This is a genomic window from Puia dinghuensis (assembly GCF_014642875.1).
In the GTDB taxonomy this organism is placed as follows: Bacteria; Bacteroidota; Bacteroidia; order Chitinophagales; family Chitinophagaceae; genus Puia; species Puia dinghuensis.
On the sequence record NZ_BMJC01000003.1, the window covers coordinates 342746 to 361195 of the forward strand.

General features: G+C 53.3%; 10 protein-coding genes. 7 read left to right on the forward strand and 3 right to left on the reverse strand.

Features of this window, described 5'->3' with window-relative positions; translation table 11 throughout:
- The first annotated feature begins 6 nt into the window (after positions 1-6).
- Positions 7-4113 carry a hybrid sensor histidine kinase/response regulator transcription factor gene (locus IEY39_RS14760; RefSeq protein ID WP_188932857.1) on the forward strand — a complete coding sequence of 1369 codons (4107 nt, stop codon included), beginning with the start codon at positions 7-9 and terminating at the stop codon, positions 4111-4113.
- A gap of 113 nt (positions 4114-4226) precedes the next feature.
- The gene (locus tag IEY39_RS14765) at positions 4227-5036 is read left to right on the forward strand and encodes a ParA family protein (RefSeq protein ID WP_188932859.1); all 810 of its coding nucleotides are present in this window, start codon (positions 4227-4229) and stop codon (positions 5034-5036) included.
- Between the two features lie 36 nt (positions 5037-5072).
- On the opposite strand, the gene IEY39_RS14770 is transcribed toward IEY39_RS14765, so the two are convergent.
- The gene (locus IEY39_RS14770; RefSeq protein WP_188932861.1) at positions 5073-7457 is read right to left on the reverse strand and encodes a TonB-dependent receptor; all 2385 of its coding nucleotides are present in this window, start codon (positions 7455-7457) and stop codon (positions 5073-5075) included.
- A 134-nt stretch (positions 7458-7591) separates the two neighbouring features.
- On the opposite strand from IEY39_RS14770, the gene IEY39_RS14775 reads away from it, so the two are divergent.
- From IEY39_RS14775 to IEY39_RS14790, 4 genes are read left to right on the forward strand one after another with little or no spacing between them, the layout of a single operon-like run.
- A complete protein-coding gene (locus IEY39_RS14775) occupies positions 7592-8644 on the forward strand; it encodes a sensor histidine kinase (protein WP_188932863.1) in 1053 nt (350 codons plus the stop codon).
- Between the two features lie 29 nt (positions 8645-8673).
- A complete protein-coding gene (locus IEY39_RS14780) occupies positions 8674-9432 on the forward strand; it encodes a LytR/AlgR family response regulator transcription factor (protein WP_188932865.1) in 759 nt (252 codons plus the stop codon).
- 49 nt (positions 9433-9481) lie between these two features.
- A complete protein-coding gene (locus IEY39_RS14785) occupies positions 9482-9997 on the forward strand; it encodes a hypothetical protein (RefSeq protein WP_188932867.1) in 516 nt (171 codons plus the stop codon).
- 51 nt (positions 9998-10048) lie between these two features.
- On the forward strand, positions 10049-12277 hold the full coding sequence (locus tag IEY39_RS14790; protein ID WP_188932869.1) for a TonB-dependent receptor plug domain-containing protein: 2229 nt from the start codon (positions 10049-10051) through the stop codon (positions 12275-12277).
- A gap of 5 nt (positions 12278-12282) precedes the next feature.
- On the opposite strand, the gene IEY39_RS14795 is transcribed toward IEY39_RS14790, so the two are convergent.
- Positions 12283-12720: an STM3941 family protein gene (locus IEY39_RS14795; protein ID WP_188932871.1), complete on the reverse strand. Its 438-nt coding sequence runs from the start codon at positions 12718-12720 to the stop codon at positions 12283-12285.
- Between the two features lie 81 nt (positions 12721-12801).
- On the reverse strand, positions 12802-15429 hold the full coding sequence (locus IEY39_RS14800; RefSeq protein ID WP_188932873.1) for a ThuA domain-containing protein: 2628 nt from the start codon (positions 15427-15429) through the stop codon (positions 12802-12804).
- Between the two features lie 134 nt (positions 15430-15563).
- On the opposite strand from IEY39_RS14800, the gene IEY39_RS14805 reads away from it, so the two are divergent.
- The gene (locus tag IEY39_RS14805; RefSeq protein ID WP_188932875.1) at positions 15564-18410 is read left to right on the forward strand and encodes a ligand-binding sensor domain-containing protein; all 2847 of its coding nucleotides are present in this window, start codon (positions 15564-15566) and stop codon (positions 18408-18410) included.
- Positions 18411-18450 lie beyond the last annotated feature (40 nt).

Consider the following 18450-nt stretch of genomic DNA (forward strand, 5'->3'; position numbering starts at 1 on the left):
CCGGCCATGCGAAAGGTTATAGTAATAATAGGAGTGTTGGTGGGCTTGGGTACCGCCCGGGCCCAGGGGCCGAAACTACGGTTCACCCACCTGTCGGGGGAGCAGGGTCTATCCAACAGCACCATCGAAGCCATCTACCAGGACAGTCAGGGATTTATCTGGATCGGCACCCGGGATGGGTTGAACCGCTATGACGGCCATGAGATGGTGGTATACCGCAACGACCCGGCGGACAGTAGCAGCATCAGCGACGGATATATCCACTGCATCTATGAAGACCGGGATCACCAGTTGTGGATCGGAACAGTAACCGGACTCAACCGGTTTGACCGGGCGAAAGACCGGTTCACCCGCTGGAAACACCGGGATTCCGACAACGGCAGCCTGAGCAGCAGCAATATCACTTCCATCCTGGAGGACCATAATGGTCGCATGTGGGTGGCGACCTCCGGGGGTATGAATGAATTGGATAGAAAGACGGGCCGGTTCAGACATTTCCGGATGGGCGACGGCCCGGGGTCGTTGCGGGACGACCGGATCAACTGTCTGTTGGAAGACAAGACCGGAACTATTTGGGTTGGCACCCAGTCGGGGCTCGATCTTTTTCATCCCGGGACAGGGTTGTTCAGTGCAATAGATAATCCGGCCATCACCAATGCCAGCGGCAATACTATCATCGCTATCCGGGAAGACCGCCAGGGGAATATCTGGCTGGGTACGGAGGATGACGGGCTATACCTGTTCGACCCCTTGCGCAAGTCGTTTACCCGGTATGGTCATTCCGACAAAGACCCTTCCAGTCTTGGCAACAATATGATCAAGTGTATGCTCACCGACCACAAGGGCCAGGTTTGGGCGGGTAGCATCAATGGGGGACTCAATCTTTTTCATGCGGCCGCAGGCAGCTTTTATCACTATACCTACGAACCCGGGAATGGCACGAGCTTGTCTCAGCGAACCATCTCTGCGCTTTTCGAAGACCGGCAGGGAAATCTTTGGGTCGGGACCCATCGCGGCGGGATCAATGTCTATTCTCCCGGACTCGAAAAATTCAATCTATTCCGGCAGGAGCCCTCGCCCAACAGTCTTTCCTATAATGATGTGAAGACCTTTTGCGAAGATCGCAGCGGAAACGGAGACATCTGGGTCGGCACCGATGGGGGCGGGCTCGATCTCTTTTCACGACAGGAGCGCACCTTCCGGCATTACCGCAACGATCCTTTCAACGACCATAGCCTCGGCTCCAATGCCGTCCTCGATGTTTTCCACGACCGGGAAGGAGAACTATGGGTATCCACCTGGGGTGGCGGACTGAATCATTTCAATCGTCTGCAGGGGGATTTCACGCGGTATCTGAATAACCCGAATGATCCACATTCGATAACTTCCAATTTTGTACAGAAGACCTTCGAGGATTTTTCGGGGAATCTTTGGGTAGCCACTTATTATGGCGGGCTGAACATCTTCGACCGGAAGAAACAGCAGTTTACCCGGCTCATCGATGATCCTACCGGCAAGACGAGTCTGACGGGGAAGGATATCGTTTCTCTGCTGGAAGATAAGGAAGGCCGGATATGGATCGGCACCGATGATGGCGGACTCAACTGCTGGCACGAGAATACCCGGCATTTTACGCACTATTTTGACAAGGAAGAGAAGATGCCCGATCTGCGGGTATTGTTCTGTGATAGCCGGGGCCGGCTTTGGGTGGGGCAGAAGGGACTGTACCTGCTCGACGCGGCCCGGGATAGCTTTCGCCTCTATACGAACCGGGCCGGACTCGGAAGCGAGTTTATCAAGGGCATCGCGGAGGATGGACAAGGCAACTTGTGGATCGCCACTTCCAACGGCCTTACCCAGTTCAACCCCGAGACACAGGCGGTCAAGAAATATAACACCGGGGATGGATTGCAGGACCTCGAATTCGAAGCCAATGCCTTTTTAAAGACAAAGGATGGCGAACTGTATTTTGGCGGCATCAACGGTTTCAACAGCTTCTATCCCGGCGCTATCATGCCCAACGCTTTTGTGCCGCCGGTGTATATCACCGGTTTCCAGCTGTCTAACCGGAAGATCGGCGTCGGTGAAGGGTCGCCGTTGTCGCAGGATATCAGCGAGACGAAGGAAATGCGGCTTTCCTACCGGCAGTCCACCTTTTCTTTTACGTTCTCGGCGCTGAACTATACCACGCCGGAGAACAACCAATATGCTTATAAAATGGAGGGGCTGGATACCGCCTGGAATTATGTCGGCAAGGAGAACAAGGCGGTATATACCAATCTTAGTCCGGGGGATTATGTTTTCCGGGTGAAGGCATCCAATAACGATGGGGTGTGGAATGAGGAAGGAGCAGCGATCAGGGTCATCATTACCCCACCCTTCTGGCGGACCAGCTGGTTCATCTCTCTGCTGGTGGTGCTGGGGATGGCGGGGTTGTATATGTTGTATAAGTTCAGGACCCGGCTGAAGATGCGGGAGCTGGAAGAGAAGAAGCGGGAGGAGATGCGCCAGGTGCAATTGCAATTCTTTACAAATGTCTCGCATGAGTTTCGTACGCCGTTGTCGCTTATCCTGGGGCCGCTGGAGAAGATGATGAAGGAATACAACTCACCCGTGCTCAACCGGTATTTCCAGAATATGCACCGGAATGCGCAGCGCCTGCTTAGTCTTATCCATGAATTGATGGATTTTGGGAAGCTGGAGAGCGGTTCTTTGCGGCTTTGTGTGCAGGCAGGGAATCTCAACGGTTTTATGGAGGAATTGGCGGAGGAGTTCAGGGACTGGGCGGTGCAGAAGGAGATCGATTTTTCGCTGGACGGCGATATGAAAGGTGAGATCTGGTTCGACCGGCAGGTGTTGGAGAAGATGGTGCTCAACTTACTGCAAAACTCCTTCAAATATACCAAAGCCGGGGGGCGGATCACGTTACAGGTGCTGCCCTCGCTGGATGGATTTGTCCCTTCTTATACCGGTGAGCTGGTGTTGAAGAATCCCTATCGGGGCAAACGGTACGCCTATATCCGGGTGGCGGATTCCGGCATTGGCATCTCGGCGGGTAGTATTCACCACTTATTCGAGCGGTATTACCGCATTACGGAATCCCATCTCGGGTCAGGGGTCGGGCTTGCCTTCGTCAAGAGTCTTGCGCTTTTGCATAAGGGTGATATTTATGTGTACAGCGAGCGGCTGAAGGGGACGGAGATCATCATCGGCATCCCGGTAGACGAGAACGATTATGGTGCTGAAGAAAAGCGGGCTATGCATGTGGAAGGCGGAGTACGCCTGGAGAGCTTTCCAAACAAGGTCGCGGCAGAGCACATGCCTGCATTGGAGCCGAAAAGCGGATTTCCGCCCGTGGAGACCCTATTGCTGGTGGAGGATAATGACGAGCTGCGGCATTTCCTTAAAGACTGCCTGAGTCCTTATTACCAGGTGATGGAGGCTGCAGATGGACAGGAAGGGCTGGCCAAGGCGCGGGAGATAGCGCCGGGGATGATCATCAGCGATGTGATCATGCCGGGGATGAATGGGTTTGAATTTTGCCGGGCCGTGAAGCAGGACATCGACACCTGTCATATTCCTTTCCTGATGCTGACGGCGAGGACCGCAGCGGCGGCGCAGCTGGAGGGGCTCGATGCCGGGGCGGATTATTATTTTGGCAAGCCGCTGAATATGGAGCTGCTTTTGCTGACGATACGCAACCGGTTTGATCTGGACCGGAAGCTGAAAGATCGTTATTCGCGGGATTCGCAGGTGGAGGCGATGGAGCTGGTTCATTCCGAGAAGGACAGGGAGTTTATGAAACGGTTGCTGGACATCATCGATTCGCAATTATCCAACCCGGATTTCGATATCGACTGGCTCTGCCAGGAGATGGGGATGAGCCGAACGAGGCTCTACCAGAAGATAAAAGGGATCAGCCAGCAGTCGATAGGCGATTTCATCCGCACGATCAGATTGAAGAAGGCGGTGCAGATCATGACGCATGAGGATGTGACGCTCACGGAGGTGATGATGCGCATCGGCATTCAGACACAGTCGTATTTTACAAAGGCTTTCAAGAAGGAGTTTGGGAAGACGCCGACGCAATTCATGCAGGAGCGGAGGAAGTAGGTTGGGGTAAGTGGGGATATCCTTTCGACTATCCACAACGGTGGGGAACTAAATTTCGGGGCATGCGCAATCTATGAATATATTTAAGGACTTAACCTTAAAAATTGTAGAACATGTCAGTTATCTCGATTGCGATTCAAAAAGGCGGGTCTGGAAAGACCACAACAGCGCTGAATTTAGGGGCTGCCTTGTCCCAGGAAGGAAAAAAGGTGTTATTGATCGACGCCGATCCGCAGGCAAATCTTTCTCAGTCGCTCGGCATCGAGGACGAGCCGCAATTTAATCTGTACTCTGAATTAAAGAAGGATATCCTGCAGGAAGGAGGTGACCTGTCAAAGGCGATCGTCCATACTGCAGCAGGGATCGATGTAATACCGGCGTCGATCGATCTGGCCATCGTAGAGCTGGAGATGGCGGGCCTCATGGGCAGGGAATACCTGATCAGCGATCTGTTGAAGCCCCTGGTGGACGAGTATGATTACATTTTTATCGACTGTCCGCATGCTATCAGCTTACTTACGGTGAATGCCTTGGTGGCCAGTGATTACGTCATGCTTCCGCTGCCGGGTGAGTTCCTGCCGCTGAAGGGAGTGTACGGGTTTATGCGGCAATTCGAGATCATTCGCAAGAAACTCAATCCCCGGCTCGAGCTGTTGGGCATGGTGATGACCAAGTACGACGAACGCAAGTCGATGAATGTCGGCGTGAAGAAACAGCTGGAAGAGAAGTTTGACGGCAAGGTATTCCATACGGTGATCCGGACGAATATCCAGTTGGCCAAAGCGCAGGAAGCAGGGAAGGATATCTTCAGCTACGACCGTAGTGCAAACGGCGCCAAAGACTACCGGCAGCTGGCGGGCGAACTGATGGAAAGGTCGTACAGTGAGCGCATGGCAACCGAACAGGAGTACGCCCACGTCTAACCATCGGCATTACTGGTTGTCTGCATGCAACCGGGATCAAAACTGGATACGATACAGGATATCCGGGAAAAACCTGATCTGGTAGATGGGGGCAGCGATGCCTTTGGCCTGGTTATATTGGACCAGGAAGATGTTGCGGCGGTTGGTGACGTTCTGGAGATCGAGATAGAACGTCGAGCTGAGGCGCCGTTTTTTGCTGCTGGTGCGATAGCCAAACTTGGTGTCGAGACGAAAATAATCGCTCAGCCGTTGAGAGTTGTAGTGCAGCGTATCGTCAATTTCGTAACCGGCAGCGAGAGAAGCCGGCGTGTTGACAGGTGTCGCATAACGCCCACCGATGGCAGACAGGCGGATATCGACAGTGAAGGCATTGGCGCCACTATTACCGAGCTTCCATTCTTTGCCAGCCAGCGCATTGAAGACATATTTATAGTTGAATGCCGTGTTGCGCTCAATGCCATCACTGCCTTTATATTTCGAGTCGAATAGACTGGTCGTCAGCAGGAGATAATAGCCATGATCGAGGAAACGCTCGACCGTCAGCTCTACCCCTTTATTTGTCCCGGTGCCTTTATTGACCAGACCCACCTTATCGGGGAATCCGAAGTCGGCGCCGGCATTCAGCATCGAGAACCCGCTGGGATTTCTTTCCACTGGTACATCAAAAAGATATTGATAATAAGCCTCCGCCTTTAGCCGCCAGCCGGGCATGAAGCGCCATTCATAGGTCAGCACGTAGTGCTGGGCCCGGGTCAATCCCAGTTTCCGGTTGGATGAATCGCGAATCTGATCGGTCTCGTCATAGGACTGAAAATACACCGGCAGGGGCTGTAGCTCGCTGTGCAGCCCATAGCTAAGAGAGAGGGACTGACCGGCCGGAAGTTGATACGTCGCCGAGAGCCGCGGTTCGACCGCATCGCTGCCATTCGCATCGAAATGCATGCCATGCAATCCGCCGATGATGCTGAACTGCTCACTGAGGCGATACTTAAACTGCCCGAAATACTGCAGCAGGAAGGGTGTCCCATCGTAGTTGCTGACGGTATCGAAGGGTGCGGCAGCGGGGCGGGCGATCTTGTCGAGAACATGAATCTTCAGGCCCAGGGCTTCACCGGCTGCGCCGATGCGGTAGGAGAAGCGGCTGTTTACCTTCTGGTTGAGATAGGAAGAAAAACGGACGGTGGAGGTCCGGTTGTCATTGGTGTAATTCATCCAGCGATCGTGATAGGGCGGGACGGGGTCGGGGTAACGCCACTGATCGTAATGGTCTACGGTGTGGGCATAGGTGACGACGGTGCGCAGGTAGGTGCGGCTGTCGATGTCGAGGGTGTTCTTGGCCCCGAAATAAGAAAAATTGCTTTTATCATAGCTGTCTTCGTCCGCCTGGCCATAGAAGTCCGTCGAATCGGTCTTGCTGCCAACAAAAGATATATGACTCAGGCCACCCATGCCAAAGAAGGAGAAGCGGCCCAGGCGGCTTTTGCCGGTGGTGAGGTTGAAGGCCCAGTCCTGGTAATAGGGGATGGCCTTTGTGCCGATGTTGACACCGACCGTATTGGCCAGGGCGGCCACGGCGTATCGATAGCTTGCGAGATAGGCGGCGCCGTTGTTCTTGTTATTGAGCGGTCCCTCGACGGTTGCCTCCACGCCGCTGAAAGCGTTGACCTGGAGTGTCGTTTCATGCCGGCTGCTGTTGCCGCTGCGGAGGTTGATGTCGAAGACGGCGGCAGTAGCGTTGCCGTATTCCGCGGGGAAAGCGCCGGTGAGGAAGTCGGAGGTTTTCAACATGTTTGTGTTTAGCGCGCTAACCGGTCCACCCGTGGTCCCCAGCGTAGCAAAGTGGTTTGGGCTTGGGGAGGGACTGCCTTCGATACGCCAGAGAACGCCGGTGGGAGAGTTACCACGGACGACGATATCGTTGCGGGCATCGCTGTTGGCGACCACCCCGGCGTAGTTACTCACCAGTTTGGAAGGGTCGTTGCGGCCACCGGCGTAGCGGGTGACATCTTCGAGGTTGAAGGACCGGGCGCTGCCGGCGGAGAATTCGTTCGTAGCAGCTCCTTTTTTGGTAGCCGTCGCGGTGATGGTATAGGTCTGCAGGGTGACCAGCCGTTGCTCGAGAGCTACGTCGAGAACGACCTCCTTGCCTGCGGTGACCAGCACTTCAGGGATGGAGGCGCCATGATAGCCCGCACTGCCGTAGGAGAGTTGATGGCGGCCCAGGGGTACGCCGGTGAGAACATAGCGGCCGGCCGAGTCGGTGACTGCCCCCAGGTTCGTTCCGACGATGGTGACGGAGACGCCGGGGAGGGGCATTTCCGAGGTTTTATCGGTGATGACGCCGCGGATGGTCTGGGTGTTTTGCGCATGGATGACCACTGAGGCGAGGATGAGCAGCAAAAGGCTGGTGAGCTTTTTCATGGTTGCCAGTTTCGATGCAAACATACATGCGTAGTCTGCAGCAGGCAATTGAAAAGGAGTGAACTGTTAAAAAGGCGGTATGAGTGGCAGGGAATTGTCTTCCGAATGCTGGCTATCTGTTGTAATTTTATTGTATGCGTTGGCAAAATAATAAGATAGGGTTCGACGACCGGCCGGTGATGGTCATCGGCATCCTGGTGCTTTCTTTTTTTATCCCGATCATCTTTTTTGGCTGGCGCATCGGGCGGCCACCCTATTATCCCTGGGACGCCTACTGGACTTCATTGGTCGAAACCGCCATCACGTGGTTGGGGAGCAGGGCCATCTGCATCTGGGCGCGCAAACGTTATCCTTCTTTCCAAACGGTGAAGAAACGATTGTTGGTGCAATTCGGCGCCGTCATCGCGTTTGCGCTGGTGATCGATGGTATTACCGACGTTTTGTTTAAAGACGTTTGCGAACGGCTGCTCAAAATGCGACCCACTCCGCTATTAAATGATGATGTCACCATCAACAGCGTTTCGGCGACCATTCTCTGTACCCTGCTGGTGATGACGATGTATGAAAGTGTGTATTTTATGTACGAGCTGAGGAAATCGGTAGAAGAGAAAGAGCTGCTGAAACGGGAGAGTCTGCAGGCGCAGCTGAATGCCTTGAAGATACAGGTGAACCCCCATTTTTTGTTCAATACCCTTAATACGCTGGCCGCGGTGATCCCGGAGAATCCGCGACAGGCGGTGGATTTTGTTCAGCAGCTGTCGAAAGTATACCGGCATATCCTGGAAGTGAAGGACGAGCCGAGCATCACGCTGAAGGAAGAACTGGAGGTGTTGGAGGCGTATGCTTATTTGTTGAAGACGCGGCATGGGGATAACCTGGATATACGTATCCGGGTGGCCGAGGAAGAGTTTGGGCAGAAGATAGTGCCGCTGTCACTGCAGATACTGATGGAAAATGCCATTAAGCATAATATCGTGTCGGCCGCCCGGCCTCTCCATATCGATATTTGTGCCGAGGCCGGGCGGCTGATCGTTAGCAATAACCTCCAGCGAAAGAATCAACAGATCGAATCTACTGGTATCGGGCTGGATAACATCCGAAACCGGTACCGGCTCCTGGGCGGGCGGCAGGTGGAAGTGGAGGAAGGACCAGCAAATTTCATAGTGCGGATACCGTTATTTGGCTAGATTAGACGGAGTCCAAACCCCATTCGAATATGAAAGTCATTATCATAGAAGATGAGATACCGGCGGCCAACCGGCTCAACAGGATGCTGCAGGATCTCGACGAAGGCATCGAGGTGGTTACGACGCTGGACAGCGTGGAGTCGTCGGTTGCCTGGTTGCGGCAGGCGCCGGCGGATGCGGTCGAGCTGATCTTTATGGATATACAACTGGCTGATGGGCTCAGCTTTTCCATTTTCGAGCAGGTGAAGCTGCTGACTCCGGTGATCTTTACGACGGCCTTTGATCATTATGTACTGAAGGCGTTTAAGGTGAATAGCGTGGATTATCTTTTGAAGCCGATAGATGGGGCAGAACTGAGACAGGCAGTAACCAAATTCCGGCAAGTGCATCGCGGGGCGGAGCTGGCAGAGAAGATCGGGCGGCTGATGCAGGAGATGAGCCCCGCGAAATACAAGGAGCGGCTGTTGATCAGGCGGGGACAGCAATTGCATTACCTGAAGACGACGGCCACGGCACATTGCCATGCAGACGGGAAGCTGTGTTATGCCACCGATTTCAACGGCAACAGTTTTTTGCTGGATAATACACTGCAGGAGCTGGAAGGGGTATTGTCGCCGCGACAATTTTACCGGGTGAACCGGCAATTGCTGGTGAATATCGAGTCCATAAAGAAAGTGCATACCTTTTTGGGTGGGCGGCTAAAGCTTGAACTGGCGCCCGCGACACCTGCGGATACGATCGTCAGCCGCGAACGGGTAAATGGTTTTAAGGAGTGGCTTGGTAGGTGAAAACCCGGGTATATGATTTATGGCGGTCTTTTACTAAATTGGCAACGCTTTGATGAAGCTGACTGCCACCATACTGCTGTTTCTCTTATTTTCCCATGGCATACTCTATTATCTGGGGCAGGACATCATGCTGCTGGAATCCAAAATAGAGGCAAAATTGATCCGCAGAGAAGCCAGCCAGGATCTGATCCTGATAAAGGCGATCTCCAAACAGGCGGTCCCTGGTGACGATGATGAGCTCTCAAGCAACGGAAAACTATACGATGTCGCCCGGAAAGTTGTTACCAGGGATTCCGTGTACTATTATGGTATCGAGGATACCCGGGAAGAAGAGGTTAGCAATAGTCTTACCGACCATTTTCAGCATGACAGCCCTATTACAGGCGCACCCAATTGGAGATCCCGCATTCATAAACCTTCAGGAATCGACTTTTTCCAGATCATCACCGGTGCTACGATCGGGGATCATCCCTCTTCTTCAGCGACCGGATTTCCATCCCTCATTGGTCATTGTTGCTTAGGGTATCTCACCCATTTTACCCCTCCGCCAAAACAGTCTCTCTGATCGCTCACGCATTATTTATGTAAGTACCCTTTTATCCATTAATTTCTTTATATGAGAAGAGAAAAGTATTTCTCTTTGATACTATTATTATTGGTATCAGCGAATTTGTACGCACAAGATCAGATCAGCGGGACAATAAAAGATTCAAGTCTGGAAGAAGTGATCGTCACCGGCGTTCCACGGGCCACGGAGAAAAGAAAAAACCCGGCTGTAGTGAGCGTGCTATCCAGGACAGAATTGAACCGCAACGCCTATAGCAATCTCATAGACGCCATCAGCAGCATACCCGGGGTTTCCGAGATGACGGAGGGGCCTTCCATCTCCAAACCTTTTGTCCGCGGTTTGGGGTATAACCGGGTCGTTACCATGAATGACGGGGTCAGGCAGGAAGAACAGCAATGGTTTGACGAATTCGGGGTCGAGGTAGATGAAAACACGGTAAACGAGGTGGAAGTGTTGAAAGGGCCTGCGAGCCTGCGTTATGGGTCCGATGCCCTGGCCGGAGTGATCAATTTTCTCTCGCCGCCAACGGTTGCCAATGGAACGGTAAAAGGCAAGGTTTTGACAGAGTATCAAACCAACAATGGGCTCCTCAATGGTTTCCTCGATCTTGCCGGAAATAACCACGGCTTTTCCTGGGATGTTGCCTATACGCATCTCCAGGCGCACGATTACCAGAATAAGTACGATGGCTATGTCTGGAATTCCGGCTACAGTGAAGATAATGTGAAAGGAATTTTTGGTATCAACCGGAAATGGGGGTACTCTCATCTCATCTTAAGCTCGTTCGATCTGAAGCTGGGAGTAATTGAAGGGGCCAGGGACAGCGCTACCGGCATCTTTAAAAAACATTACCTGGCGCACGATGGTTCGGATAGCATGGGGATCGCGCCGTTGAACCAATCTACCGATTATTATAATTACCCTATCATTCACCAGCATATCCGGCATTATAAGGCCGTGCTGGACAACAGCTTTACCCTTGGGAAAGGCCGCCTGAATGCGATAGTGGGTGTGCAGGTCAATCATCACCAGGAGGCCAATGACATTACCAAGGGAGATATTTACAATAACTATTTTTTCCTGCGGACGTTGAATTACGATCTGCAATATTTGCTGCCGCAGAAGAACAAATGGGATATCTCCTTTGGGGTAAATGGGATGCAACAATCCTCGGAAGACCGGGGAATCGTCTTCGTCCTGCCGGAATACGACTTATTCGATATAGGTGGGTATGGAATAGCTAAGAGATCATTTGGCAAGCTCACCCTATCAGGGGGCGTCAGAGCAGACTCGAGAACGTTGCATGGAAAGGCCCTCTATGTAGACTCCTCCGGTAACCGGGTCGCCCAGCTCGGTTCGTCTTCCGTCGAAAAATTCGCGGACTATCATTCCGATTTTTCCGGTTTTTCGGGAAGCATCGGCCTGGCTTACGATCTTACAAAGGCTTTCTATGTTAAGCTTAATCTTGCCAGGGGATTCCGGGCGCCTACCGCAGCGGAGAGCGGCCAGAACGGGATACACGACGGAACTCCATTTTATGAGATCGGCGATCATAACTTAAAAGCGGAAAGTAGCCTGGAAGTGGATGCCACCCTTGGCGTGACTACCAATGACGTCAGTGTGGAGATCACCCCCTTCGTCAATAAGATCAATAATTATATCTTCCCCGAAAAGCTGGCCAGCGTGCACGGCGGAGATTCGATACGCGCTGATATTGCGGCCGGGTTGAGTGGCCCAACCTTCAAATACGTGGCAGGCGACGCCGTATTATCCGGTGGCGAGGTGTCGGTCAATTGGCATCCCGGTACTATTCAATGGCTGAAATTTGAAAATTCCATTTCGACGGTGAGCGCTATCCAGCTCAACCGGCCCGACTCTTCAAAGTATTTGCCTTATACGCCGCCTACAAAGATCATTTCCAAATTGACCTTCACAGCTGATAAGGTGAATGCCGCTTTTCAACAGGCGCACTTCAGCATATGGATAGAGGACTATTTCGAGCAGGATAAGATATTCTACCAGTTTGGGAACGAAACCGTCACGCCCGGTTATACCCTGCTCAATGCGAGTCTGGGGACGGATGTCCGGTGGAAAGGGAAAACTATCGGTACACTTATCATTGCCGGAAATAACCTCACCGATAAAGGGTATCAAAGCAACATGAGCAGGCTCAAATACACCGATGTAAACAACGTTACCGGCCGCACCGGGGTTTTCAACATGGGAAGGAATATCAGCTTTAAGCTGATCGTACCTTTCGATATTAAGAAAGGATAACCATCTTAATTCAGCACATAAGGGCGGCTGCGATCGAAGTGTTTTTGGAGGTGGTAGTGCAGTTCGTCAAATGTGCATCGGAGTGAGGTGTCGCTGAGTTGCACGGGAGAACCATATTTGCGCAGGTTGAGGGTCATGGCTTTTCGCTTCAGCGCACTGGACTGACGTTCGAGATAGGCGTGAGGATTTTTGAGGATGATGGCGATATATCGCTGTTTGTGACCGGGCAGGCTGACAATTTTGATACCCCTCACGTCAGACCAGGAGACATGTCCCGCTGCCAGGCCGCTGGAATAATCGGTGAAGCCGGTCTTGTCAATGACGAGACCGGGTCGTTTCTTTACTATTTGCCGGAGGCCCAGCAGTCCATAACCGACCGAGAAGAAGAGCAGTTTTGTCAGCTTCCTCTTGCTGAAAAGTATAATGGTTTCGTTGGTAGGCATAAGGCAGCTGCTTGAATGCGCGCGCGCCAAGATAAACAATTTGCCTGATTTATGCCAGTGCCTGAGGTAAACCTGCAGGTATTATCGGTGTATAGTGCCGAGCCATTCGAGGGCGTCTTCGAACAAACGGTTCTGGATAGGGGATGTACATATCGCATCGCCGTGCCCCATATTCATATAAAGCATTTTATAATGAGTATTAGTCCACACGACGGGGATGTCGCCATCATGGATGGTATCCTTCTTCCCCAGGGGATAATTGGCGGGATCGAGTGTGATGAGCACCTTTATATCCTTGTTGCTCCGCGGGTTGGGCTGCCAGCCATACCATTCATTGAGGGGAGCGGTATAATGTGCGGGCAGGCGGCGGGTAGCGGGATGTTTGTTGTCGTCGACGATGAGCCTTGCGGGCAAAGGAGGCCAGCTATTGTTATAGAAAACGGCGCCGCCCAAAAATTGAACGAACCAGGGCCAGTGTGTGGTGCGGTCGTTGTAGCCTGATACATGAAACCCCAGCCAGGTGCCGCCTTGTTCCATATAGGCCTGAAAGGCAGTACGTTGCCGTTCGGTATGCGGGAAGTCGTTCAACCAGAGGACAACCTGGTATTTTTTTAAGCCATCACTGCAATTGGCCCAGTTGGAGGTGGTGTCGAAGGCAAAGTTGTGCCGCGCTGCAAGATCCGAGTAGAACCGGATGATATCGCGGGCGAAGTCGACATGGTCCTGTTCTACCGTATTGGAGTAGAAGGCAAGGGCGTGATAACGGGGATGAGCAGGTGCAGGCGTAATGGCGGAGGCCGGGAGAGAGGGGGTGGAAGCGGCCCAGGAGATGGCGTTGGCAAAAATGCGCCGGTATGCTGAGTCGTCGAAGAGGATGGGGTCATGTCCCATGAAGATGTAGACGTTGCGGGCCCCTACCTTTTCGTTTGTCCAGATGACGGGATGGTCGCCCATCTTCACCGTAGTGTCGGGATAATAGGTGTTCTCATCGACGCTGGCCAGTACATGGACATTGGGCCGCGGACTCTTATCGTAAGTGTACCATTCTTCCTTTTGCACCACGAAGCTGTCAGGGATGCCCTGGAATACCGGATGATCGTGATCTTCGACCCGGACGGTGGCTTTTGCAAAGCGGGCGATATAATCCTTCCAGCGGATGCCGCCCATGAAGTCATGGAACCAGGGCCACATGGGAAAGTGGTCGAACTCCCCCAGCAAGGTGGCATGGTGAAAGCCGACCCAGCCGCCTCGACCCTCTTCGATATACCGTTTAAAAGCTTCCTGTGCAGCAGGTTTCCAGCCATAGGGAACATAATCCAACTGAATGATGAGCCGGTAGCGACTCAATAATTCGTCGCTGATACTATCGGTGTGGGTCAGGTAGTCGATGGCAAAATTACTGTCCACCGCCTGTTGGGCGAGCCAGTTGCGGGCACGCCAGGAATACTTTACATGCCAGCCGCCATTCTCATAGAGCACCAGGGCGCGGAAGCGGGGGTGGTTCACTTCCTTATAAAGGCTATCCATCACCATAACCATCGCTGCGTCAAGCCCCGTGAAGAGCCGTTGGTCTTCGCGATGCCAGGGATGGCCCTGGCGGAAGTCCCACCAGCAGTATTCGATCTTGGTATATTCGGAGGTGGGGCCGATGCCAACCGGTTTTTCATAGTAGTGATCGGTGCGGAAGGTATAACGGCCATCGGTGACGGCGATGGTCCAGTCGAAAGTTACCTGGTAATGATGACCCGAGTCGTTTGTGGGAATATCAAGATGGCCCTTACCGATGAGGGTACCCGTGCTTGTATCGGCTGTCGTGATGGTGAAGCGAGGGCCGGTGAGCGCTTGTTTGAGCCGGTGAAAAAGTTCGCGCTGCGGGGCGCCGGGAGTGCCGGGGATATATTGCTGCTGATAGCTGACGCGGCGGTCGCTCATAGGCAGGGAGGCGGTGGCGGGTCCCGAAGAAGCAGCCCAACGGATGGCGTCGCGGAGCAGGCCGGCATAGGCGGGGTCCTGCAGGAGTTCGGGGTCATGACCGGGGCTGATATAGATGGCCCTGCGAAAGCGTTGGTTTGTCCAGATGACGGGATGGTCCCCCATCGGTTTGTTCTGATGGTAGGTGCCTTCGTCCACCGACGCCAGGACATGGATATCCGGGTTGCCGCGGACGCTTTTATCCCACTCGTACCATTCGTCGGGGATGTCGATTCGAGCGGGCAGATGGCGGGTGACGGGGTGCTCGCGGTCGTCGACGACAAGCGTGGCGTGCTGGTAGGCTGGATGGGGGGAGTAGACGACGTTGCCCATGAGGTCTTCAAACCATTGCCAATAGCGATCGTTGAGATGAAACTGCCTGCCCGTGAGGCCGGCGGCATGGATGCCGACCCACCCCTTGCCCTGTTCGACAAATTGGCGAAGGGCGTCCTGCTGGGCGTAAGACATATCGAATGGGGCGAGGTGCAACATGACAAAGACCTGGTAACGGGCAAGATTGGCCGGGTTGATCCGGCTGGTGTCGTCGGTGAAATCCAGTTCGAAGTGTTCGTCGGCGGCCATTTGTTCAAAAAAGGGCCGGGCGGCGGCAATCATTTTCAGGTGATCGCGGGCCCGGGAAGCCACTACCAGGACACGAAACGACTGCGCACCCACGCCAGCCTGACATAGAACTAACAGGACTATTAAGGAGAGATTCTTAAAATATGTCTTGCTCATAGGCTCAGCAAATTAGTTCGATTTAGGAAGGATGTTACCCGATAGAGCAAATATCCGACCCAGGGACGGGATGGGCAATTTCTTTGCCCCTACATTAGCACTACATCTGGTGTTTTTCGATAACTTGTTGCTCTATGAAGCCCTTGCTATTCCTGGTGTTGTTTCTTTCCTTGGCCCCGGCATTTGCCCAACCGATCATCGGGTTGCCGGCTATCCGAAGTTATACCAACACTGATTATCACGCGGCGGCAGAGATCTGGGACATCGGCCAGGACAAGCGGGGGATAATGTATTTCGCCAACAATGATGGGTTGGTGACCTTTGACGGCAGTTACTGGAAGACCTATCCCTTGCCCAATAGGGTGGCCATCAAATCCCTGGCAATCGACAAGGAGGGGCGGGTCTTTGTCGGAGGGACGGATGAGATCGGGTATTTCTTCCCGGGGGCCGACGGCATCCTGGGTTATCATTCCTTAAAAGACAGGTTACCGGTGACGGCAAGGCAGTTTGCCGACGTCTGGGATATTGTTATCTACGGAAATACCGTGTTCTTCCGGACAAATGAGACGATCATCGAGTGGGCAGGCAACGGGATGCATACGTTTGACGCCCCCCAGGCCTGGCAGCTGTTGGTCCTGACGGAGGGACAGTTATATGCCGCCGACAAAGTCAAAGGGCTTTTTGTTTTTCGCGAAGGGCAATGGAAGCCCCTGTGCGGCGGAGAGCCACTGCATATCACCGGTGTCCTGGAATATAAAAAGGATAGTCTGCTGGTCACCACCCTGAAAAACGGGCTTTTCGTGTTGAGCGGGCAGACGCTGATGCCTAAATCAACGGCCATCGACGGGCTATTGAAAAATGCGCTGATCAATGGGGGCAGGCGGCTCGGCGACGACCGGTGGGGCCTGGGTACGGCTACCGGTGGAGCGCTGATCATCGACGGCAATGGCAAACTGATCGAGCGTTTCTCCAATGTCGAAGGGCTACCCGGTAATAATGTACAAGGGATGCTGAGGGACCAGGAGGGAAGCCTGTGGCTGGGACTCCAGAACGGGATTGCGCTGGTGCACGACGCCACGCCCGTACGACTGATAAAACCAGTACCGGACAACCAGGTGGTGTGCAATTCGGTGCGCATCTTCAACCACCGGCTGTATGTTGGCACCTCCAACGGGTTGTATGACCTTCCGTTGAACCCGGCTATCCGTGACATCAGTCGGTCGACAGGGATATTTAAGGAGGTGGAGAATACCAAAGGCCAGGTTTGGGGTCTGGAAGAGATGGGAAACCAGCTGCTGGTAGCGCACCAGGATGGCGCTTCGGCAGTCATGGAGGAGAAGGCGGTGCCGGTATTGACCCGGCAGGGAGTATGGGGGTTTCTGTCCGTGGCGGGCGGGGCCGTGGCCGGGACGTACACGGGGCTGGTACGCCTCGCGGATAGCGACGGACATTGGGAAGAGGGTGGTAAGTTTAACGATCTGTATGAATCGTTGCCGGTGATGGCCTATGACGGGCGGCAGACCATCTGGGCGGCGCATCCCTACCGGGGAGTATTCCGTAACCCTATGGCCGGCTCTTTCACCCATTATGGCGTAGCCCAGGGACTGCCCTCGTTGCGCAACAACTACCTGTTGGCATGGAAGAACAATATCCTTGCGGCAACGGAAAAGGGAGTGTATGCTTATGATGCTGCAAAAGACCGGTTTGTCCCTTCCCCGGAGTTTACAAAGGTGTTTGGCGATACGAGCGTGGAGTACCTCAACCCGGACAAATATGGCAATATCTGGTTTGTCAGCGATCAGCGGGTGGGCGTCATCGATTATAGCAAACGGTCGGGAGCGGTCCCTTATTCGGTGGTTTATTTCCCCGAACTGAAAGGACAGACGGTAAAAGGCGCTGCCATGATCTATCCTTATGATAAGGAGAATATCTTCATCGGGTCGAACAATGGGCTGTTGCATCTCAACTATAGCCGGTATCTCGAATCCGCCGCGAAAGTGAAGGTGTTGCTCGGCGCGGTGAAAGCCATCGCGGAAAAGGACAGCCTGGTCTTCGGCGGATACGGAAGCGATGAGCAGCCGCCGGTGCGGTTGCCCAGCCGTTGGAATTCCTTTCATTTCGAATATGCCTCGCCCCTGTTCGCCCAACCCAATGCCATCGAGTACAGCTATCAGCTGTCGGGCTTTGACCATGACTGGTCCGGGTGGTCGTCAAAGCCGGAAAAAGATTATACCAATCTCCCGTATGGGCAATACCGTTTCCTGGTAAGGGCGCGGGACAATCTTGGGAACATCTCCGCGCCGGCGACTTTTAGCTTTATCGTGAATCCTTCATGGTACCAAACGGCCTGGGCCTACATAGCCTATATTCTATTCGCCCTATGGATCACTCATCTCATCCGGCAGCAACAACGGCGGCGGTTGCTCCTGCATCAAAAGAAGTATGAGGAGGAGCAGGCCAGACGAAACTATCTTCATAGCCTGGAACTCGACCGGAAGGAGAAGGTCCTTATCGCCTTACAGAATGCCAAACTGGAAGGGGAGCTGCAGTTTAAGAATAAGGAGCTGGCGACCGTGACCATGCACCTCATCGAACGGGGTGGGATCCTGGCCAATATTAGAGAGGAGTTGACGGCTGTGATCAAGCGGTTGAATCTCCCCCATCTATCTAATGAATTCAAGCCAGTGTTCCGGTTGATCAGCGATACGGAGCACAGTGATGAGGATTGGAACCGGTTTGCGCTGTATTTCGATGAGGTGTATAATAACTTTTTGTCGACGCTGAAAGCGAAATATCCGCAGTTGAGTCCTACCGATCTGAAATTATGTGCCTTTCTGCGCTTGAATCTGTCTTCCAAAGGGATCGCGCAGTTATTGAACATCTCGCTGAAGGGGGTGGAGATCAGCCGTTACCGGCTTAGAAAGAAGCTGGGGCTGCCGACGGAAGTCAATCTTAACGATTTTCTAGGAAAAATTTCCTAGATTTTGTTTTGACAGTAGGAAAAGTTTCCTACCTTAGGGA